This is a genomic window from Mycobacteriales bacterium, from assembly GCA_030697205.1.
Lineage (GTDB): Bacteria > Actinomycetota > Actinomycetes > Mycobacteriales > SCTD01 > JAUYQP01.
Genome location: JAUYQP010000052.1, coordinates 34724 through 51475 on the forward strand (window position 1 = coordinate 34724; position 16752 = coordinate 51475).

The following is a 16752-nucleotide window of genomic DNA, read 5'->3' on the forward strand; positions in this document are numbered from 1 at the left end:
GGGCGGGGAGGGCTCACGCGTTGACGAAGACGCTGCCCGAGACGCTCTCGCGCGGGGTGTCGCGGCACGACGACCCCGTCGTCACGCGCGCGACGACCTGCTTGCCCTCGGCCCCGCCGGTGTAGGTGCGCGTGAACGTCTTCGTCGTCGTGCTCGGCTGGGCCTCGCGGCCACCGCCACCGCAGGTCGTCGAGCCGGCACCGATCGACTCCGCGGAGCTCTCGTCGTCCCAGTCGAGGGTGCCCGACAGCAGGTAGCCGTCGTTATCGCGCACGGTCACTGTGACCTCGACGCGGTGCGTCTGGGAGTCGAGTACGCGGTAGCTGACGCTCACCGAGGCGCCCTTCGCGGCGTACGGCTTGGGGGTGGGGCTCTTGGTGGTCTGCACCGGCTTGGGGCTGGGCCGGGTCGTGGTCGGTCGGTCGGTCGGTCGGGTCGTCGTCTCGACCGGGGCGGCGGTGCGCGGGGGCTGGGTGACGACCGGCGCGGCGGGCGTCGGGGTCGTCGCGGTGGGCGTCGGGGTCGGCTCGACGGTGGGCTCGGCGGTCGGGCTCGGCTCCTCGGTCGGCGTCGGCTCCTCGCTCGGGGTGACGACCGGGACCGGCTCGGGGGTGCTCTGCGCGACGGTGTCGGGGCCGCCGCCACCGGCGAGCGCGACCGCGGTGCCGATCAGCGCGATCCCGACCGCGAGCCCGGCGCCGGAGAGGACACCGGTGCGTACCAGCCGGGCCTTGGCGACCGACGCGCGCACGACCGCGCCGTAGTCGGCGGCCGGGGCGGGGACAGCACCGACCTCGTGGAGCAGGCGGGAGAGCTCGGGCTGGGTCACGAGGCCACCACGACGTACGGCGCGAGGTCCTCGTCGCGCGACAGCAGGACGACCGCGGCCTGCTCCGCGCGCTCGACCTGCTCCGGCTCCTCGCCGAGGACGCGGGCCACGCGCTCGGTCGACAGGCCGTCGGCGTGGCGGAGCACGACGACGGCGCGCAGCTCGGCCGGGAGCGCGGACAGCTGGCGGCGCAGCGCTCCGCGGGCCGCCACCCGGGTCTGGTCACTGCTACCGAGGTCCTCGGGCAGCCGGCCGGTGGGGGCGGCCGCACCGGCGGTGGCGCGCGTGCCCGCGGCGACCAGGCCGCGCAGGACCTCGTCCTCGACGGCGTCCGCCCCGCTGCCCTGCAGGGCACCCCAGCGCTTCCAGGCCGCCCCGAGCGACTGCGTCAGGGCCTTCTCCGCCGCGGCACGGTCACCCGTGAGGAGCTGGGCGGTCCGCAGTAGTCGGGGAGAGCGCGCCTGCACGAAGGCGTCGAAGGCGGCGGCGTCCCCGTCCTGGCTCATGACACCCACTGTAGAGAGGGCCGGGCGCTCAGGTGGTGCTTTCGCGTCGTACCGGCAGTCGTAGTGTCAGCTCGTGCTGAGGATCGGGGCCCACGTCGGGCAGGACGCGCCCGTTGCGGAAGCCGCGGAGCGGGGGGCGGACCTGCTGCAGGTCTTCCTCGGCGACCCGCAGGGGTGGAAGAAGCCGGTGGTGCCGGCGGAGCTCGAGGAGCGGGGGTCGCTGGAGCTCTACGTGCACGCGCCCTACGTCGTCAACCTCGCCTCGACCAACAACAAGATCCGCATCCCGTCGCGCAAGATCCTCGCCGAGCACTGCGCCGCCGCGGCCGCGCTCGGTGCCACGGCCGTGATCGTGCACGGCGGCCACGTCTCGAAGGGCGACGACCCGGCGGTCGGCGTCGCCAACTGGGTGAAGGCCTTCGAGCGGTGGGAGGCGCCGCTGCCGGTGCTGCTCGAGAACACCGCCGGCGGCGACCACGCGATGGCCCGCCGCTTCGACGCGCTCGCGCGGCTGTGGGACGGCATCGGCGGCTTCCCGAACGTCGGCTTCTGCCTCGACACCTGCCACGCGCACGCCGGCGGGGAGGCCCTGGTCGACGTGGTCTCGCGGGTGACGGCGATCACGGGGCGGATCGACCTGGTGCACTGCAACGACTCGCGCGACGCCTTCGGGTCGGGTGCGGACCGGCACGCCAACGTGGGGTCGGGCGAGATCGGGGCGGACGCCCTGGTGGCGGTGGTCGCCGCGGCCGGCGCCCCCGTGGTGGTCGAGACCCCGAGCGCCGGCCACGCCGAGGACATCGCCTACCTCCGCGCCCACCTCCCCACCTGACCGCGCGGCCCCCCGCCCCCCCCGCCCCCCGCCCCCCCGCGCTCCCCCCGCCCCGCCCCCCTGGCGATTGGGTGGCTTTCCTCGGCGTGGCGCGACGGGACACGCCGAGAGAGTCCGCCCAATCGGCAACGGGTCGGGCGGCGGATAGCGGCGCGGGTCGGCGACATCCACAGGGCGCGGGGTCCGTCCACAGATCGCCGTCCGGGGATGGCGGGGTGGGTCGAGCGACGGCTGGATGTACGACGTGGACGCACTTCGACGTCAGGTCGTGTCAGCGCTGGCCGCTCCCCGGGCGGGAGTGGTGAGCAGGGCGCTTCTTCTCGAGGCGGGGTGCGATCACGAGCTCGCCCTGCGGGAGGTGCGCGCCCGGCGGTGGCTCGAGCTCTTGCCGGGCATCTACCTCACCAGTCCCGGCCCCGCGGACCTCGTGCAGCGCTGCCACGCTGCGCTGCTCCACACCGGCCGTCGTGGCCGGATCACCGGCGCCGCGGGCTGCTGGCTGCACGGGCTCGCCGGCATCCGCGAGCCGGACGGTCCGGTGCGCGTGCTGGTGGATCACGAGACGACCCGCTCGACCAACGAGACGTGCTCGCTCGTGCGCACCCGCCACCTGCCCGCTTCCGTCGAGCACCGCCTACCGGGGCTACGACCACTGCTGCTCGCCGACCTCCCACGCTGCGTCGCCGACGCCGTCCGTGACTGCCGGTCGCTGCGTGACGCCCGCGCGATCGGGACGGCCGGTCGCCGCGACCCGCGGGTCGACTGGGACGCCGTCGTGATGCACGCGCGCCGTCCCGGCCCCGGCGCCGGTCACCTCCCGCGGGTCGTACACGACATCGTCGACGGCATCCGTTCGGCGCCGGAGGGGGACCTGCACGACCACCTGCTGCCGGCTGCCCGGCGCGGGGTGCTCCCGCCGTACCTCCTCAACCCGGACGTCTACGTCGACGGCGTGCTGATGGGCTCGCCGGACGCGTGGTTCCTCGGGCTCGGCCTCGGTGACGAGCAGGACAGCGAGGAGTGGCACGGCACCGCGGACCTGCTCGACACCACGTTGCTGCGTCACGAGCGGTGGCGCGGCGTCGGGTTGCTGCTCCACCACGCGACCCCAAAGCGGTTCCGCAGGGACCCGGCTGCCCACATCCGCACGCTGGCCGGGCTCGCGGCGGAACGGCGGACGCTGCTGGCTCCCGAGCCGCCGGGGCTGGTGGTGCTCGCCCGCGGCCCGCTGCTGCCGGCCCGGACACCCTGGCCGCAGGTCGAGGGTCGCCGCGCGGCCTGATCAGTGCGCGCCTCCCCCAGGATTGGGTGGCTTTCCTCGGCGCGGCGGCCGTCGACACGCCGAGGATTGCCACCCAATCCGCCAGAGGAGGGCTGCAAGGGGCGGGCGGGGGCGGGGCGGGGCGCGGGGCGAGCGGGCGGAAAGTGGGGCAGGTCTGGACGTAGCAACATCACTCGGGCAGGCTGGCGGGACGGCCCCCACCTCTACCCCTCGCGAGGGGTGGCCACACCCAGCAGGCTCCTCGGAAGGCCGCCCGTGCTCCGCCGTACCGCTGTCGTCGTCGCCCTCGCCGTGACCGCCCCCGTCCTACCGAGCCTGGCTGCGCCCACCGTCCTCGAGCCGGTCGTGCGCTCTGCCGCACTGGCCGTCGGCACCACGACTGCGGCGGTCCGCGATGCCCGGCTGGTCGGCGTCACCTGGCAGAGCGGCGCCGCGACCGTCCGGCTGCGCTGGCGGACCCCCGCCGGCTGGACCGCCTGGGACCAGCCCGAGACCGAGGCACCGGCCGGCACGACCCCGTCGACCGAGCCGTCCTGGCGGCCCACGGGCGCGAGCGATGTCCAGCTGCACGTGACCGGGGCGCCGCGCGGGCTGCGCCTGGTCACCGTCGCCGACGCGACGACCCGGCGACCAGCCGCACGCAGCGCACAGGCCGCGACCCGGCCCGCTAGCGGTCTGCTCCGCGCGAAGAACCGCGCGGACTGGGGCGCCGACGAGTCGATCCGCAAGGGCCGCCCCGAGTACGCCGGCAGCGTGCGGGCCGTCGTCGTCCACCACACCGTCCAGCGCAACGACTACGACGCGAGCGACGTCCCCGCGCTGATCCGCGCCGACTACGCCTATCACGTGCGCAGCCGTGGCTGGGACGACCTCGGCTACAACCTGCTCGTCGACCGGTTCGGCCAGGTGTGGGAGGGCCGCAAGGGCGGCTTCGGCAAGGCCACGATCGGCAGCCACGCCGCCGGGTTCAACACCGCCACCCTGGGCGTCGCGGTGCTCGGCGACTACACGAAGGCGCGCCCGACGCAGCCGGTGACCCATGCCCTGGCCCGGGTCGCGGCCTACGCCGCCGCCACCTGGCGCTTCGACCCGACCGGCACCGTCACCCTCACCAGCAAGGGCTCGCCCCGCTACCGCGCCGGCCGGCAGGCCACCCTGCCGCGGGTCTTCGGACACCAGGCGACCTCGACGACCGCGTGCCCCGGGTCGCTGATGGACGCGCTGTCCGAGGTCCGGCGCGGCGCGAAGATCCTGCTGGGCCCGGCCCCGCGGGTCACCGAGACCGCCGTGACCGGCGCCCCCGTCCACGCGCCCACCCCGCTGGTGGTCACCGGGCAGCTCAGTCACATCGCCCCCTGGCGGGTCGAGCTCACCGACCCAGCCGGCGACGTCGTCGCGCAGGAGAGCGGTGAGGGCACCGAGGTCCGCCTCGAGTGGGCCGGCCTGCGCTCGGCACCGGTCGGGCTGGGCGAGGAGGGGCCCGCTGTCCTGCCGGCCGCCCCTGGCCGCTACCGCTGGGCCATCACCGTGGACGACGGCTGGCACGACCCGTTCGTCCGTGACGACGTCGTCAAGGTCGGCCTGCCCGTCGTTCCCGTCTAGCCTGCCCGGGTGGTCGACCGTCGACGGCTCGCTGCCGCCCTGCTGCTGCTGACCGGTGTGCTCGTCGTCGCCGGCTACCTGCTCAAGGCGCAGTGCAAGCCCGACTACAATGCCGACCGCGACCGGCTGCTGTGCAGCAACGACATCCAGTTCCTGTACGACGCACGAGGCCTGCGCGAGCAGCGCTTCCCCTACGTCGAGGGCGGTCTGGAGCGGCCCCTCGGACCGGACGGCCTGCCCGGTGCGCCGCAGCTCACCGGCGGCGTCCTCGAGTACCCCGTCCTCACCGGCCTCGCCGCGTGGCTGCCGTCGCTGTGGGTGGACAGCGCCCCGGCCTACCTGTCGGCGACCGCGCTGGTCCTGGCGCCGTTCGCGTTCCTCACCACCTGGCTGCTCGCGCGGATGGTCCGCTGGCGGGCGCTGGTCTGGGCCGCGGGGCCACCGCTGGTCTGGTACTCCTTCCACAACTGGGACCTGCTGGTCGTCGCCGCCACCGTCGGTGCCGTCTACCTGTGGTGGCGCGGTCACCCGAGCGCGGCGGCGGCGGCGCTGGCCGTCGGGGCGTCGCTCAAGCTGTGGCCGGGCTTCCTCGTCGTCGCCCTGCTGCTCTGGCACCTGCGCCGCGGTGACCGCTCCGGGGCCGCGTCCTCCGCGGGTGCCTTCGCGCTGGTGACGGCCGCGGTCAACGTCCCCTTCTTGGTCGTCAACGCCGACGGGTGGTGGGCGCCGTACGCCTTCCAGAAGCTGCGGGGGGCCGACATCACCTCCAACAGCATCTGGTTCTGGGGCCTCCCGGAGCTCACGACCGACCAGCTCAACCGGCTCGTGCCGGCGCTGCTCGTCGCCTGCTGGGCTGCCGTGCTCGGCTACGCCTGGTGGCGCTCGCGCCCGGCGGGACCGACACCTGGCGACTACCCGTGGGTGCAGGTCAGCGCCGCGATGCTGTGCGCGTTCATGCTCCTCAACAAGGCGCACTCGCCGCAGTTCGCCCTGTGGCTGCTGCCGTTCTTCGCGCTCGTCCGCGTCCGGTGGGGGTGGTGGACGGCCTACCTCGCCTTCGACGCGCTGCTCTACGTCGGGCTCTTCCGCTGGTACTTCGACCTCAGCCGCGGCATCGACTTCGGCATCCCGAAGCAGATGTTGGTGCTGGGCGTCTGGGGCCGGGCTGTCATGCTCGTGCTGCTCATGGTCGTCTTCGTCCGCAGCGAGCTCGCCACCGACGAGCCGCGCCCGATCGGGGCCGACGCCCGCGAGCCCGCGCTGGTGATGTAGATGTGGCCCTCGGGAACGGGACGGATCTGGACAAGGTCCTTACACTTCTGATATGACGCCCTCCGGGCATGTGGTGCTCGTGGTGGACAACGACGCTTGCGCTCGAAGCGTGACCGCCGACGGGCTGCGCCGAGCCGGGATGACGGTGCTCGAGGCGGCGGATGAGTGCTCGGCGCAGGCGCTGCTCGACGACGACAACGGGATCGACATGGTCGTGCTCGACGTGGCCCTCCCCGGAGCGAACGGCCTGCGGTTCCTCAGCCGGCTGCGCGCGGCGAGCATGATCCCGATCATCGTGCTGACCGATCGTGACACCGACGTCGACCGGATCATGGGGCTCGAGATGGGCGCGGACGACTACCTCGTCAAGCCGTGCGCCAACCGGGAGCTGACGGCCAGGGTGATGGGGGCGCTGCGGCGGCGCGACCAGAGCGGCGCGGCCGCGCCCGACCGCACCCGCGTCGGGATGGACCTGGGCCGCCGTGAGCTGCGGGTGGACGGGAGGCCGGTCGAGGTCACGCGCATGGAGTTCGACCTGCTCGCCTGCCTGATGACCCACCGCGGTCGCGTCCTGTCGCGCCAGGAGCTCCTCGACCTGGTCTGGACCGGTACTGCGCTGTCCGCGCTCCCTACCGTCACCGAGCACGTGCGCCGGCTGCGGCTCGCTCTCGAGGGCTCCGACGGTCCCGCCCTCATCAGGACGGTCCGCGGGCTCGGCTACGTCTACGACGGGTGAGCCGCGCTCTCTACGACGGGTGAGCCGCGCTCAGCCCTGCGTGCCCGCGGCTGCCAGCCGGGTCGCCTTCGCCCAGGACGGCGTCGCGGCACTGCGTCGGCGCTGCGCCCTCGTGGGTCGCCGGCAGGTCACGTGGATCGCGTAGACCGCGCCGGCGAGGATGAGCGCGTCGCCGACGCTGTAGACGTTGCGCAGGGGCAGCCAGGCCGGTGAGGCGAAGACGTCGCCCAGGAAGCCCAGCCGTGGGTCGGCCAGCGCGGCGGAGTTCACGAACTCGCCCGGGGGCGTGGTGATGCCCGCCTGTCGCAGGGCGCTCGGGGACGCCGGCAGCGTGCCGCCGTTGAGCGCGATCGTCACCGCGTTGAGGGCCGCGCCGAGCGCCACCAGCGGCACTCCCGCCACCCGGCGGTTGAGCCACACGAAGGCCGCGGCCAGGCCGTAGGACGCCAGGTGGGCCGCGACGAGGACCGGTCGTGGCCACCCCGGCACGACGCTGATCGCCAGGACCTGCAGGAGCAGGGCGACGACGATGAGCCGCTGCCGCTCGAGGCCGAGCTGCGTCAGCCGCTCGAGCCTGCCGCCCGTCAGCGGGACCGCGACCAGTGCGAGGAGCAGCAGCGCGAGGATCAGCATGCGGTGCTTCGCTCCTGCGGCGGTACGTCCGGAACGGTGTGGAGACCGGACAGGGGGTGCTTCGACACGATCCAGGGCAGGACCTCGGACGCGGGCAGGGGGCGGCTGACGACGTAGCCCTGGATGGTGTCGCAGCGCCAGGACTCGAGCAGCCGCAGCGCCCGGCCCGTCTCGACGCCCTCGGCCACGACCCGCAGGCCGAGGTTGTGCGCGAGCTCGATGGTGGACCGGACGATGACGGCGTCGTCCGGGCTGCTCTCGAGGGACTGGACGAACGACTTGTCGATCTTGAGCTCGTCGACCGCGAGGTCGCGGAGGTAGGCGAGCGAGGAGTAGCCGGTGCCGAAGTCGTCGACGGCCAGGCTGATCCCGAGGTCGCGGAGCTCGGCCAGGACCGTCGCGGCCCGCACCGGGTCGGCCATGATGACGGTCTCCGTCACCTCGAGGACGAGGGCGGAGCCGGGCAGGTCCCACGTGCGCAGGAGCCCGCGGACGGCCTCGGGCAGAGCGAGGTCGGAGATGTGCCGCGCCGACAGGTTCACCGCGACGGTCACGTCATGGCCCTGCGCGCGCCAGCTCGCCACGGCCCCGAGGGCGGTGTCGACGATCGCGATCGTCATCGGGCCGATGAGCCCGGTGTTCTCCGCGACCGGGAGGAAGGTGTCGGGCAGCAGCCGGCCGTGCTGCGGGTGGTCCCACCTGCACAGCGCCTCGAAGCCCTGCAGCTGCCCAGTGGAGGCGCTCACCTGCGGCTGGTACTCGAGGAAGATCTGGTCACCCTCGTCGAGGGCGACCCGCAGCTCGGCGGCGAGCGCCAGCCGCTCGACCGTGTGCCTGTCGGCACTGGACTCGTAGACGCTGATCGTGCCGCGGTCCACCTTCGCGGCGTAGAGCGCGATGTCGGCCCGCTGGACCAGGGTGTCGACGTCGACCCCGTGCGCGGGGGAGATGGCGATGCCGATGCTGGCCTGCACGTCGAGCCGGACGCCCTGCACGGTGAAGGACTCCCGCAGGGACTCGAGCAGACGGCGACCCAGGTCGAGGGCGTCCTCGTGCCGCCCGACGGGGGCCAGCACCGCGAACTCGTCCCCGCCGAGGCGGGCCACGGTGTCGACGCCGCGCGTCCCGGTGCGCAGTCGCTTGCCGACCTCGATGATCAGCTCGTCGCCGATGTGGTGGCCGAGGGTGTCGTTGATCTCCTTGAAGTGGTCCAGGTCGACCAGCATCACGGCGATGCCGCGGTGGGTCCGGTCGGCGTCTTGCAGGCTGCGCTCGGCGCGGAGGCGGAACAGCGAGCGGTTGGGCAGGCCGGTGAGCGAGTCGTGCAGCGCCGTGTGCTCGCGCTCGGCGGCCAACTGGGCGCTCTTGTGGATCGCGAGGATCGGCAGCACCAGCAGGGGGGCCAGCCACAGGCTGTCGTGCAGCGCCGTCGCGACGACGGGCGCGAAGCTGAGCAGCACCCCGGAGGTGGCGAGCTGGAAGCGGATGTCGGCCCGCAGGTGCGCGCCGACGGGGACGTCCTGCGCGAGGGCCGTCACGATGCCGGACAGCAGGTTGTTGATGCAGAAGAAGACGACGCCCGCGCACAGGGCCGCCGGGATGTCGCCGGGGACGGACAGCGGTGCCGCCGAGAGGGGGTCCTTGCCCGTCAGCAGGCAGAAGGTCGCGCGGGACGCGACCACGGTCAGGCTGTACTGCGCGACGTTGAAGACGGTCTTGACGAGCGGCTTGCCCGAGCGGGCGTCCTCGATGGCGACGGAGACGCCCTGTGCCAGGAGGGCGAGGCCCAGGGGGCCGACGAGGATGAGCGCGAGGCTGAAGGTCGAGGAGATCGTGATCTCGTCGGAGGTGTCACCGCGGGCGATGACGATGGGGCGGAGCTCGCCGAGCAGGATGAGCAAGGCCAGCAGCAGGTGGATCCGGCTGTAGGTGACGAGCGAGCGCGGCTCGGTGAATGCCCCGACGAAGGCCAGGGCCAGGAGGGCGGCCACGCACACACTGACGACGATGCGGCGAACGCTGAGTGGGAGCTGGGTCATGGACTGACCTCCTTGTGGCCGTCGGAGTGGTGTGCGAGCTGCCACGTCCGCGCCCCGAGGGGAGACGCGGACGCGGGTCAGCGGGGGCCGCGCGCAGCGGCCGGCCTGGCTAGTGCCACTTCACGCCGGCACCCACGGTGGCTACCAGCGCGACGAGACCGCCGGAGGCGAGGACCGCAGTCCGAATGCGCTTCGAGATCGTCTTCATGTTCACCTCCTAAAAGGTGTGGACGGGCGTCACGGGGCGGGCGCACCGCGGACGCGCACCGGCACGGTGGACCGATCCGGTAGCGACGCACGTCCGGTGTCGGCAGCGCCGGGGTCCCGCGGGAGCGCTTCAGCCAGAGATGGGAACGAAGGATGGTCCGGCGTAGCGAATCGGGTGATCATCACAACGGAGGCTCAACCGGACCTCCGGGCACGCGTCACCACGTGTCGGCACATGGGCTAGGAGGGTCTCCGGGTCCCGGGCAGCCGCCCTGCGCAGGCTAGGCGCGCTGGAGCTCGCGGTCGTCGTACGACGAAGAGGGCTCGGCGACGTCGCGCCTGTCGGGCGCGCCGTCCAGCACCCCGCCGGCCGGGTCGTCGTCGCCGTCGGCGCGGACCACGTCGTGCTCCGGGCGGTACATGTCGCGGACCACGAGGGCGCACAGCACGAGCAGCGCGAGGTCGCGCAGCAGCACCGCGCCGACGAACCACTCGACGTGCAGGCCCTCGTCCTTGCCCTCGGGGGAGTCGAGGTGCACGAAGTAGTAGAAGCGCGTGAAGAGCACGAACGCCTCGGTGACCTGCCAGGCGAGGAAGCCGCGCCAGCGCGGGCGGGCGAGCACCGCGACGGGCAGCAGCCACAGGACGTACTGCGGGCTGAAGACCTTGTTGGTGAGCAGGAAGGCCACGAGGACGAGGAACGACACCTGCATGAGGCGGGGCCGTCGGGGGGCGCGCAGCACGATCGCGGCGATGACGAGCAGGGACAGCAGGAAGCCGATCGCGACCGTGCGGTTGAGGGCCTCGGGGGCCTCGCCCTCGAGCTGGCCGTCGTCGAGCAGCAGCCGCGCCGCCCCGTCGCAGGTGCCGTCGACGGCGTCGGACAGCAGGCCTCGGATGCTCTCGACGACGGCGGTCAGTCCGGTGCGGGGCGTGTCGTCGGTGTCGCCGCGGGCCTCGTTGGAGCAGGTGCGCAACGCGAAGTGCAGCGAGTCCCAGTCGGCTCCGCGCGTGGTGTTGAGCTCGTAGAAGCGGTAGGCGCTGTTGACCGCCCGCTTGGGCCGGCCGTCGGCGAAGGCGAAGGGGGTGTCGACGTGCGGTGACAGCGCCCCGAGGCCCTCGTCGCCGATCCGGTCGAGCGGGCTGTCGGCGACCCGGACCTGCGCGCCGTTCTGCTCCACGAAGTAGGGGCTGGTGAGGTAGACCGGCACGGTGATCGCGCCCGCGGCGATGACGAGGGCGATCGCGGCGGTGAGCCACTCCTTGAGCCGCTTCGCCCGCAGGCACAGCAGGAACAGCGGGATGACGAGCAGGACGGGGTAGAGCTTGGTCGCGGTCGCGACACCGAGCAGTACGCCGGCGGCGAGCGGTCTGCGGCGCTGCCACTGCACGAGCGCGAGGCCGGCGATCGCGGTCGCGACGAGGTCCCAGTTGGTCGTCGCGTGAAGGAGCAGCCCGGGGGCGGCCGCGAACAGCGCGGCGTCCCAGACCCTTCGCCGCCCGGCGAGGCGCGCGGTCGTGACGGCGACGACCACGGCGCAGCCCGTGAGCAGCACCCAGGTGAGGTCGTAGAAGCGGCGCGGCCGCTGGTCGTCGGGCAGCGTGTTGACGACCTTCGCGACGGTGCCCATCACGGCGCCGATGACGGGCGGGTACTCCACCGGGTGGTCGAGGTAGGGCGTCGCCCCGGCGCGGGTGACGTTGCCCTGGGCGTCCTTCTCCTCGTTGAGCCGCTCGGCGAAGTAGAGCGCGAAGACGTCGGTGTAGCAGAGCCTCGTGTACTGGTACTCGTCCGCCCAGGGGTGCACCCGGCACGGCGACTTCTGCCACAGGCCGAGCAGGCTGGTGAGCAGCGTCAGCGCGACGATGACGCGGATCGGCGTCCAGAGCCGACGCTCGCCGATGCGGGCGCGCTTCCCGGGTGGGCCGCCGATCGCCTGGACGGCACCGGCGATGACGGGGTCGTCGTCGGAGGGACGCACGAGGGTCGGGGCAGTCACGCCGCCGATCCTCGCCTACGCGGGGGCGCCTTCGCCAGGTGCCCCGCCGGGCGGGCCCGACTCGGTCAGGGGGTCGGGCTCGCCTGCGCCGCGGCCGAGGGCGGCGGGGAGGTCGGCTGCTGCGTGGGTTGCTGGGTCGGCTGCTGGGTCGGCTCGTTCGTGGGCTGCTGCGTGGGCTCGTCCGTGGGCGTGACGTCGGTGGGGATGACCCCGGTCGGCGTCACGTCGGTCGGCACCGCGGTCGCCGTGGCGCTGGGGGTGGCCGTCGCGGTCGGCTCGGGCCCGGTCGGGGTGTCGCCGCCGCGGTCACGCCCGACGTTGGCCCGTGGCGGGAACTGCTCGATGGGCTGTCCCTCGTGCGCGGCGTCCATGAACGTCTTCCAGATCCCGGTGGCGAACGCGCCGCCGGTCGCCTGCCGGCCCTTGATGACGATCGTCTTGGGGTTGTCGTAGCCGAGCCAGACCGCAGCGGACAGCTGGGGCGTGTAGCCGGCGAACCAGACGTCCTTGTTGCCCGACGTCGTCCCCGTCTTGCCGGCCGCGGGGCGCCCACCGGCCAGCTGGGCCCCACGACCACTGCCGCGCTCGATGACCTGCGTCATCGCGAAGGTCGCATCCGCGGCGACGTCGCGCTCGAACGCGCGCTGCTTGATGACCTTGCCCTCGTAGACCAGGTCGCCGTCGCGGTCCGTGACGCTCTTGACGACGAACGGCTGGACGTAGTCGCCCTGCGACCCGAAGGTGGCGTAGCCGACGGCCTGGTCGGCGACGTGCACCTCGTAGCCGCCGAGCGCGATGTTGCAGTTGGGCTCGCCGTCCTTGTCCGCGAGCGGCACCGAGTCGGGGATCCCCGCCTTGCGGGCGAGCTCGGCGACCTTGGCGGCACCCACCTTGACGCACAGCTCGTAGTAGGCGGTGTTGATCGACTTCTGGGTGGCCTCCACCAGGTCGACCCGGCCGTAGGACTCGTCGCCGAAGTTGTCGATCTCGGTGCTGCCGAAGCGCTTGTTGTCGTTGCCGTCCCATTGCGAGCGCAGGCTGATGCCCTCCTCGAGGGCGGCCGCGAGGACGTAGGGCTTGAACGACGATCCGGGCTGGCGGACGGCCTGGGTGGCGTAGTCGAAGCCGGTGCCGGTCGCGCCGCCGTAGTAAGCCCACACCTCACCGGTGCCGGGCTTGACCGCGACGAGCGCGCCCTGAAGGCCCGCCGCTCCAGGCGAGTCGCCGGTGAGCTCCTGCACCGCCTCGACCGCCGCGGCCTGGGCCTCGCGCCGGATCGTCGTCTTGACCGTGAAGCCGCCTGCGGCGAGCTTGTCCTCGCCGAAGCCGCGTCGCTGGATCTCCTCCATCACCTGGGCGATGACGTGGCCCTTGGGACCGGACAGGTCGTTGTTCTTCGCACCAGGGCCCTTCCCGGGCTCGAGCACCTTCGGGTAGTCGACGTCGCCGCGCTCACCCGGCTCCAGCCAGCCCTTGTCGACCATGCCGCCCAGGACGTACTCGAAGCGGTCCTTCGCGCGCTCGGGGTGGCGCGTCGGGTCGTAGGCGGCTGGGGAGCGGATCGTCGCGGCGAGAACCGCGCCCTCCGCGATGGTGAGCTTGTCGGTGGACTTGCCGAAGTAGACCTGCGAAGCGACCTCGATGCCGCTCGCCCCGCGGCCGAAGTAGATGGTGTTGAGGTAGTCCTCGAGGATCTGGTCCTTCGACACCGAGCGGCTCATCTTCAGCGCGATGAAGACCTCCTTCACCTTGCGCGTGTAGGTGCGCTCCTGGGTGAGGAAGGCGTTCTTGGCGTACTGCTGGGTGATGGTCGACCCGCCCTGCTGGACCGAGCCGCCGCCCTTGATGTTGGTGAGCAGGGCGCGGGCGATGCCCTTCGGGCTGATGCCGGGCTCGGTGTAGAAGCCGCGGTCCTCGGCGGCGAGCACCGCCTTCTGGACGTGGTCGGGGACCTTCTCCAGGCCGACGATCTTGCGGTTCTGCTGGCCGACCCTGCCGATCTCGCCGCCGTCGGCGTAGAGCAGCGTCGTGGACTGCGCGCTCGCGTCGGCGTTGACGTCGGGGATGTCGGTCGCGGCGTAGGCGATGCCGAACAGCGCCAGCAGCGTCAGGAAGCCACCCCCTCCCCCGACGAGGATCAGGCGCTTCCAGCGCAGGCGTGACAGGCGGTCCCCGAGTCGGCTCACCCGCCGATCCTTCCCTGTCGCAGCGCGCACAACCCGGTGCGCTGCGTCACAGCGCGTCGGACCACCGCGTACGCCGCGCCCTCGCTGTCGCCGACGTGCCGGTCCACAGCAGCGCGCGCCGCTCCAGCGCGTGGTCCACGACCTCCCGCTCGACCGGGTCTGCCTGATCCGTGCGCATGGTCCATGGACCGTACGACGAACAGCGGCCCCGCACCGTTCAAGGAACGGGGCCAGCGGTCAGGGGGTGACGGTGTCGGCCACGGCCTTCGCGGCGTCGACGAGGCCGGCTCCGCAGCCGCCGGAGCAGCTGCCGGCGAGCGGCCGGGTGCCGGCCTTGAGTGCCGTCTCCAGAGCCGACGGTGTGAAGGCCTTCTCGCCGAGCAGCAGCGCGGCGAGGCCCGCGACGTGGGGGGTGGCCATCGAGGTGCCCTGGTAGTACGCGTAGGCGGGGTCGCCCAACACGGTGGTGCCGGTGTTGAGCGTCGACAGCACGCCGTTGGCCTGCGTCGCGGTCTCACCGCCGGGGGCCGTGACGTCGATGATGGCGCCGTAGTTGCTGTAGGCGGCGCGGTTGCCCTGGCGGTCCGAGGCCGCGACGACGACGACGTTCTGGCACGACGACGGCTGGTAGTTCGCGGCGTTGGCGTTGCTGTTGCCCGCGGCGACGACGACGGTTGTGCCGCGCGCGACCGCACCGTTGATGGCGTTTTGGTAGGTCGCGCCGCAGGTGCCGCCACCGCCGAGGCTCATGTTGATGACCGTGGCCGGGTTGGCGTTGGCCGGGATGCCGCTGACCGTGCCGCCGGAGGCCCACGTGATCGCGTCGGCGATGTCGGCCAGCGTGCCGCCGCACTTGGCGAGCACCCGCACCGGCTGCACCTTCGCGCCGAAGGCCACCCCGGAGACACCGAGCCCGTTGCCCGTCACCGCGCCGATGGTCCCGGCGACGTGGGTGCCGTGCCAGGAGCTGTTGGAGCCGGGAACGCCCTTGCCGCACTCGTTGCGGGCGTAGTAGTCACCGAGGTCGGTCGGGTCGGGGTCGCGGCCGTCGCCGTCGCGCGCGTTGGTCGCGCTGCTGACGAAGTCGTAGCCGCCGAGGACGTTTGCGTCGAGGTCGGGGTGGCGGGTGATGCCGGTGTCGAGGACGGCGACGGTGACGCCGGTGCCGTCCGCGGTGTCCCAGGCCGTCGGGAGGTTCATGCCGGCCAGCGGCTCGGAGTAGTGCCACTGCTGGCCGTAGTTGCTGTCGTTCGGGGTGAGGGTTGCGATCATCGTCGCGTCGACCTCGGCGTAGGCGACTCCGCTGCGCTCCACGAAGCGGGCGATCAGGCGGTCGGCGGCGGGCCCGTCGAGCGGCGCCGCCACCTGGACGAGCACGCCCTCGGTCGACAGCCGCCGGGTCACCGACAGCTGGTGGCCCGAGCCGCGGCCGACAGCGGCGACCTCGGCCCGGGCAGCCGCGTCGTCGGTGTCAGCAGCGGTCCCGTCGGCGAAGTGCACGATCAGCCGCTCGACGGCCTGGCCGGTCGCCGTGGCGCCGCGGTTGGTCTTGTCCGCAGGGGAGGCCGACGCGGCAGGGACGCTCGCCCCGGCCGCGACGAGGGCAAGTGCGGTGGCGGCCAGTGCCGTGCGGGACGCGAGGGGGTGGGTCACGGGGCGGTGCCTCTCGGAGCAGCCCGGGACCTGCCCCGGTGACGGGAGGCTAGGCCCGCTGGACGCCCGCTGTCTGTAGTCCGACATGACCGCTTTGCACGTCGGCGGCCGTGCAGGACGTCAGAGCAGGACGTCAGAGCAGGAAGGTGCGCAACGCGGAGGTGAACGCCTCGGGCTGCTCCGAGTGCAGCCAGTGCCCGGCCTGCTTGACGGTCACGAGCACGGTCCGGGGGAACAGCGCCCGCATCGGCGCGGCGTGCTCGGGACGGACGTAGGGGGAGCGGTCCCCAGCGAGCCAGAGCACTCGGCCCTCGAAGGTCCCGGAGACGTCTGGCCAGCAGGCGATGGTCGGCAGCTCGCGGGACAACAGCGCGAGGTCGGCCTGCCAGTGCCAACCGTCCGGGCCACTCCGCAGGTTCTGCAGCAGGAAGCCGCGCACGCGGTCGTCGGGGATGTCGGTGGCCAACCGCTCGTCCGCCTCTGCGCGCCGCGTGACCCTTGTCAGGTCGAGTCGCTGCAGGCTGCCCAGCAGGTGCTCGAACTCCGCCGACCCGTCGCTCGGTGCAGGCGAGATGTCGACGACGACCAGCCGGTCGACGAGCTCGGGGTGGCGCAGCGCGAGGACCATCGCGACCTTGCCGCCCATCGAGTGGCCGACCACGTGCACCGGTCCGTCAGCCTGCGCGCGGATGGTGGCGGCGACGGCGTCGGCGGCGGCGAGGTAGGCCGTGGTGCCCGTCCACGGCGAGCGGCCGTGGTTCGGCAGGTCGACCAGCAGCGACCGCAGGTCGGGCGCGAGGGCCTTGGCGACGGTGGTGAAGTTCTTGCCCTGGCCGAACAGGCCGTGCAGGAACACCACCGTCGGTCCGCTGTCGCCGATGTGCTGCGCGAACAGCGGCGGTCCCTCGTTCACGGCCCTCCCTCGTCGTCCCGACGCACGCTATCGGTCAGGGCCGCATGCGACGGGGCGCCCGC

At 73.1% G+C, this 16752-nt stretch carries 14 protein-coding genes; 5 read left to right on the plus strand and 9 right to left on the minus strand.

The features are described from left to right. Positions 1-13: 13 nt before the first annotated feature. Both Q8R60_17390 and Q8R60_17395 read right to left on the minus strand, forming a co-directional pair. Positions 14-829, minus strand: coding sequence for a hypothetical protein (locus tag Q8R60_17390; protein MDP3714251.1), 816 nt, complete (start codon positions 827-829; stop codon positions 14-16). Continuing rightward, complete coding sequence (locus Q8R60_17395) at positions 826-1335, minus strand: sigma factor-like helix-turn-helix DNA-binding protein (GenBank protein MDP3714252.1); 510 nt, start codon at positions 1333-1335, stop codon at positions 826-828. The genes Q8R60_17390 and Q8R60_17395 overlap by 4 nt, the downstream gene beginning before the upstream one ends. 76 nt (positions 1336-1411) lie before the next feature. Here Q8R60_17395 and Q8R60_17400 point away from each other — a divergent pair, with 76 nt between their 5' ends. The 5 genes from Q8R60_17400 (at position 1412) to Q8R60_17420 (ending at position 7059) form a co-directional block, all read left to right on the plus strand. Continuing rightward, positions 1412-2167: a deoxyribonuclease IV gene (locus Q8R60_17400; protein ID MDP3714253.1), complete on the plus strand. Its 756-nt coding sequence runs from the start codon at positions 1412-1414 to the stop codon at positions 2165-2167. A 235-nt stretch (positions 2168-2402) separates the two neighbouring features. Beyond that, a complete protein-coding gene (locus tag Q8R60_17405) occupies positions 2403-3449 on the plus strand; it encodes a hypothetical protein (protein ID MDP3714254.1) in 1047 nt (348 codons plus the stop codon). A 255-nt stretch (positions 3450-3704) separates the two neighbouring features. Further along, complete coding sequence (locus tag Q8R60_17410; GenBank protein MDP3714255.1) at positions 3705-5051, plus strand: N-acetylmuramoyl-L-alanine amidase; 1347 nt, start codon at positions 3705-3707, stop codon at positions 5049-5051. Positions 5052-5060: 9 nt separating this feature from the next. After that, the gene (locus tag Q8R60_17415) at positions 5061-6323 is read left to right on the plus strand and encodes a glycosyltransferase 87 family protein (protein MDP3714256.1); all 1263 of its coding nucleotides are present in this window, start codon (positions 5061-5063) and stop codon (positions 6321-6323) included. Positions 6324-6375: 52 nt separating this feature from the next. Then, positions 6376-7059 carry a response regulator transcription factor gene (locus Q8R60_17420; GenBank protein MDP3714257.1) on the plus strand — a complete coding sequence of 228 codons (684 nt, stop codon included), beginning with the start codon at positions 6376-6378 and terminating at the stop codon, positions 7057-7059. Positions 7060-7089: 30 nt separating this feature from the next. Here the strand turns inward: Q8R60_17420 and Q8R60_17425 are convergent, their stop codons facing one another. From Q8R60_17425 to Q8R60_17455, 7 genes are all read right to left on the minus strand, one after another. Further along, complete coding sequence (locus tag Q8R60_17425) at positions 7090-7692, minus strand: DUF5317 domain-containing protein (protein ID MDP3714258.1); 603 nt, start codon at positions 7690-7692, stop codon at positions 7090-7092. Then, entirely contained in the window at positions 7686-9731 is a 2046-nt protein-coding gene (locus Q8R60_17430; GenBank protein MDP3714259.1) for a bifunctional diguanylate cyclase/phosphodiesterase, read from the minus strand. Before Q8R60_17430 ends, Q8R60_17425 begins: the two co-directional genes overlap by 7 nt. Positions 9732-10219: 488 nt before the next feature. Further along, positions 10220-11938, minus strand: coding sequence for a glycosyltransferase 87 family protein (locus Q8R60_17435; protein ID MDP3714260.1), 1719 nt, complete (start codon positions 11936-11938; stop codon positions 10220-10222). Positions 11939-12003: 65 nt separating this feature from the next. Beyond that, positions 12004-14124, minus strand: coding sequence for a transglycosylase domain-containing protein (locus Q8R60_17440; protein ID MDP3714261.1), 2121 nt, complete (start codon positions 14122-14124; stop codon positions 12004-12006). Between the two features lie 46 nt (positions 14125-14170). Further along, a complete protein-coding gene (locus Q8R60_17445; GenBank protein MDP3714262.1) occupies positions 14171-14302 on the minus strand; it encodes a hypothetical protein in 132 nt (43 codons plus the stop codon). A gap of 59 nt (positions 14303-14361) precedes the next feature. After that, positions 14362-15777 carry a S8 family peptidase gene (locus Q8R60_17450; GenBank protein ID MDP3714263.1) on the minus strand — a complete coding sequence of 472 codons (1416 nt, stop codon included), beginning with the start codon at positions 15775-15777 and terminating at the stop codon, positions 14362-14364. A 133-nt stretch (positions 15778-15910) separates the two neighbouring features. Continuing rightward, the gene (locus tag Q8R60_17455; GenBank protein MDP3714264.1) at positions 15911-16690 is read right to left on the minus strand and encodes an alpha/beta fold hydrolase; all 780 of its coding nucleotides are present in this window, start codon (positions 16688-16690) and stop codon (positions 15911-15913) included. Positions 16691-16752: the final 62 nt, after the last annotated feature.

What these genes read in the sequence shown, in the direction of transcription:
- Q8R60_17395 (MDP3714252.1), bottom strand. Translation starts at nt 1,335, where the DNA reads ATGAGCCAGGACGGGGACGCCGCCGCCTTCGACGCCTTCGTGCAGGCG.
- Q8R60_17405 (MDP3714254.1), top strand. Translation starts at nt 2,403, where the DNA reads ATGTACGACGTGGACGCACTTCGACGTCAGGTCGTGTCAGCGCTGGCC.
- Q8R60_17420 (MDP3714257.1), top strand. Translation starts at nt 6,376, where the DNA reads ATGACGCCCTCCGGGCATGTGGTGCTCGTGGTGGACAACGACGCTTGC.
- Q8R60_17425 (MDP3714258.1), bottom strand. Translation starts at nt 7,692, where the DNA reads ATGCTGATCCTCGCGCTGCTGCTCCTCGCACTGGTCGCGGTCCCGCTG.
- Q8R60_17430 (MDP3714259.1), bottom strand. Translation starts at nt 9,731, where the DNA reads ATGACCCAGCTCCCACTCAGCGTTCGCCGCATCGTCGTCAGTGTGTGC.
- Q8R60_17445 (MDP3714262.1), bottom strand. Translation starts at nt 14,302, where the DNA reads ATGCGCACGGATCAGGCAGACCCGGTCGAGCGGGAGGTCGTGGACCAC.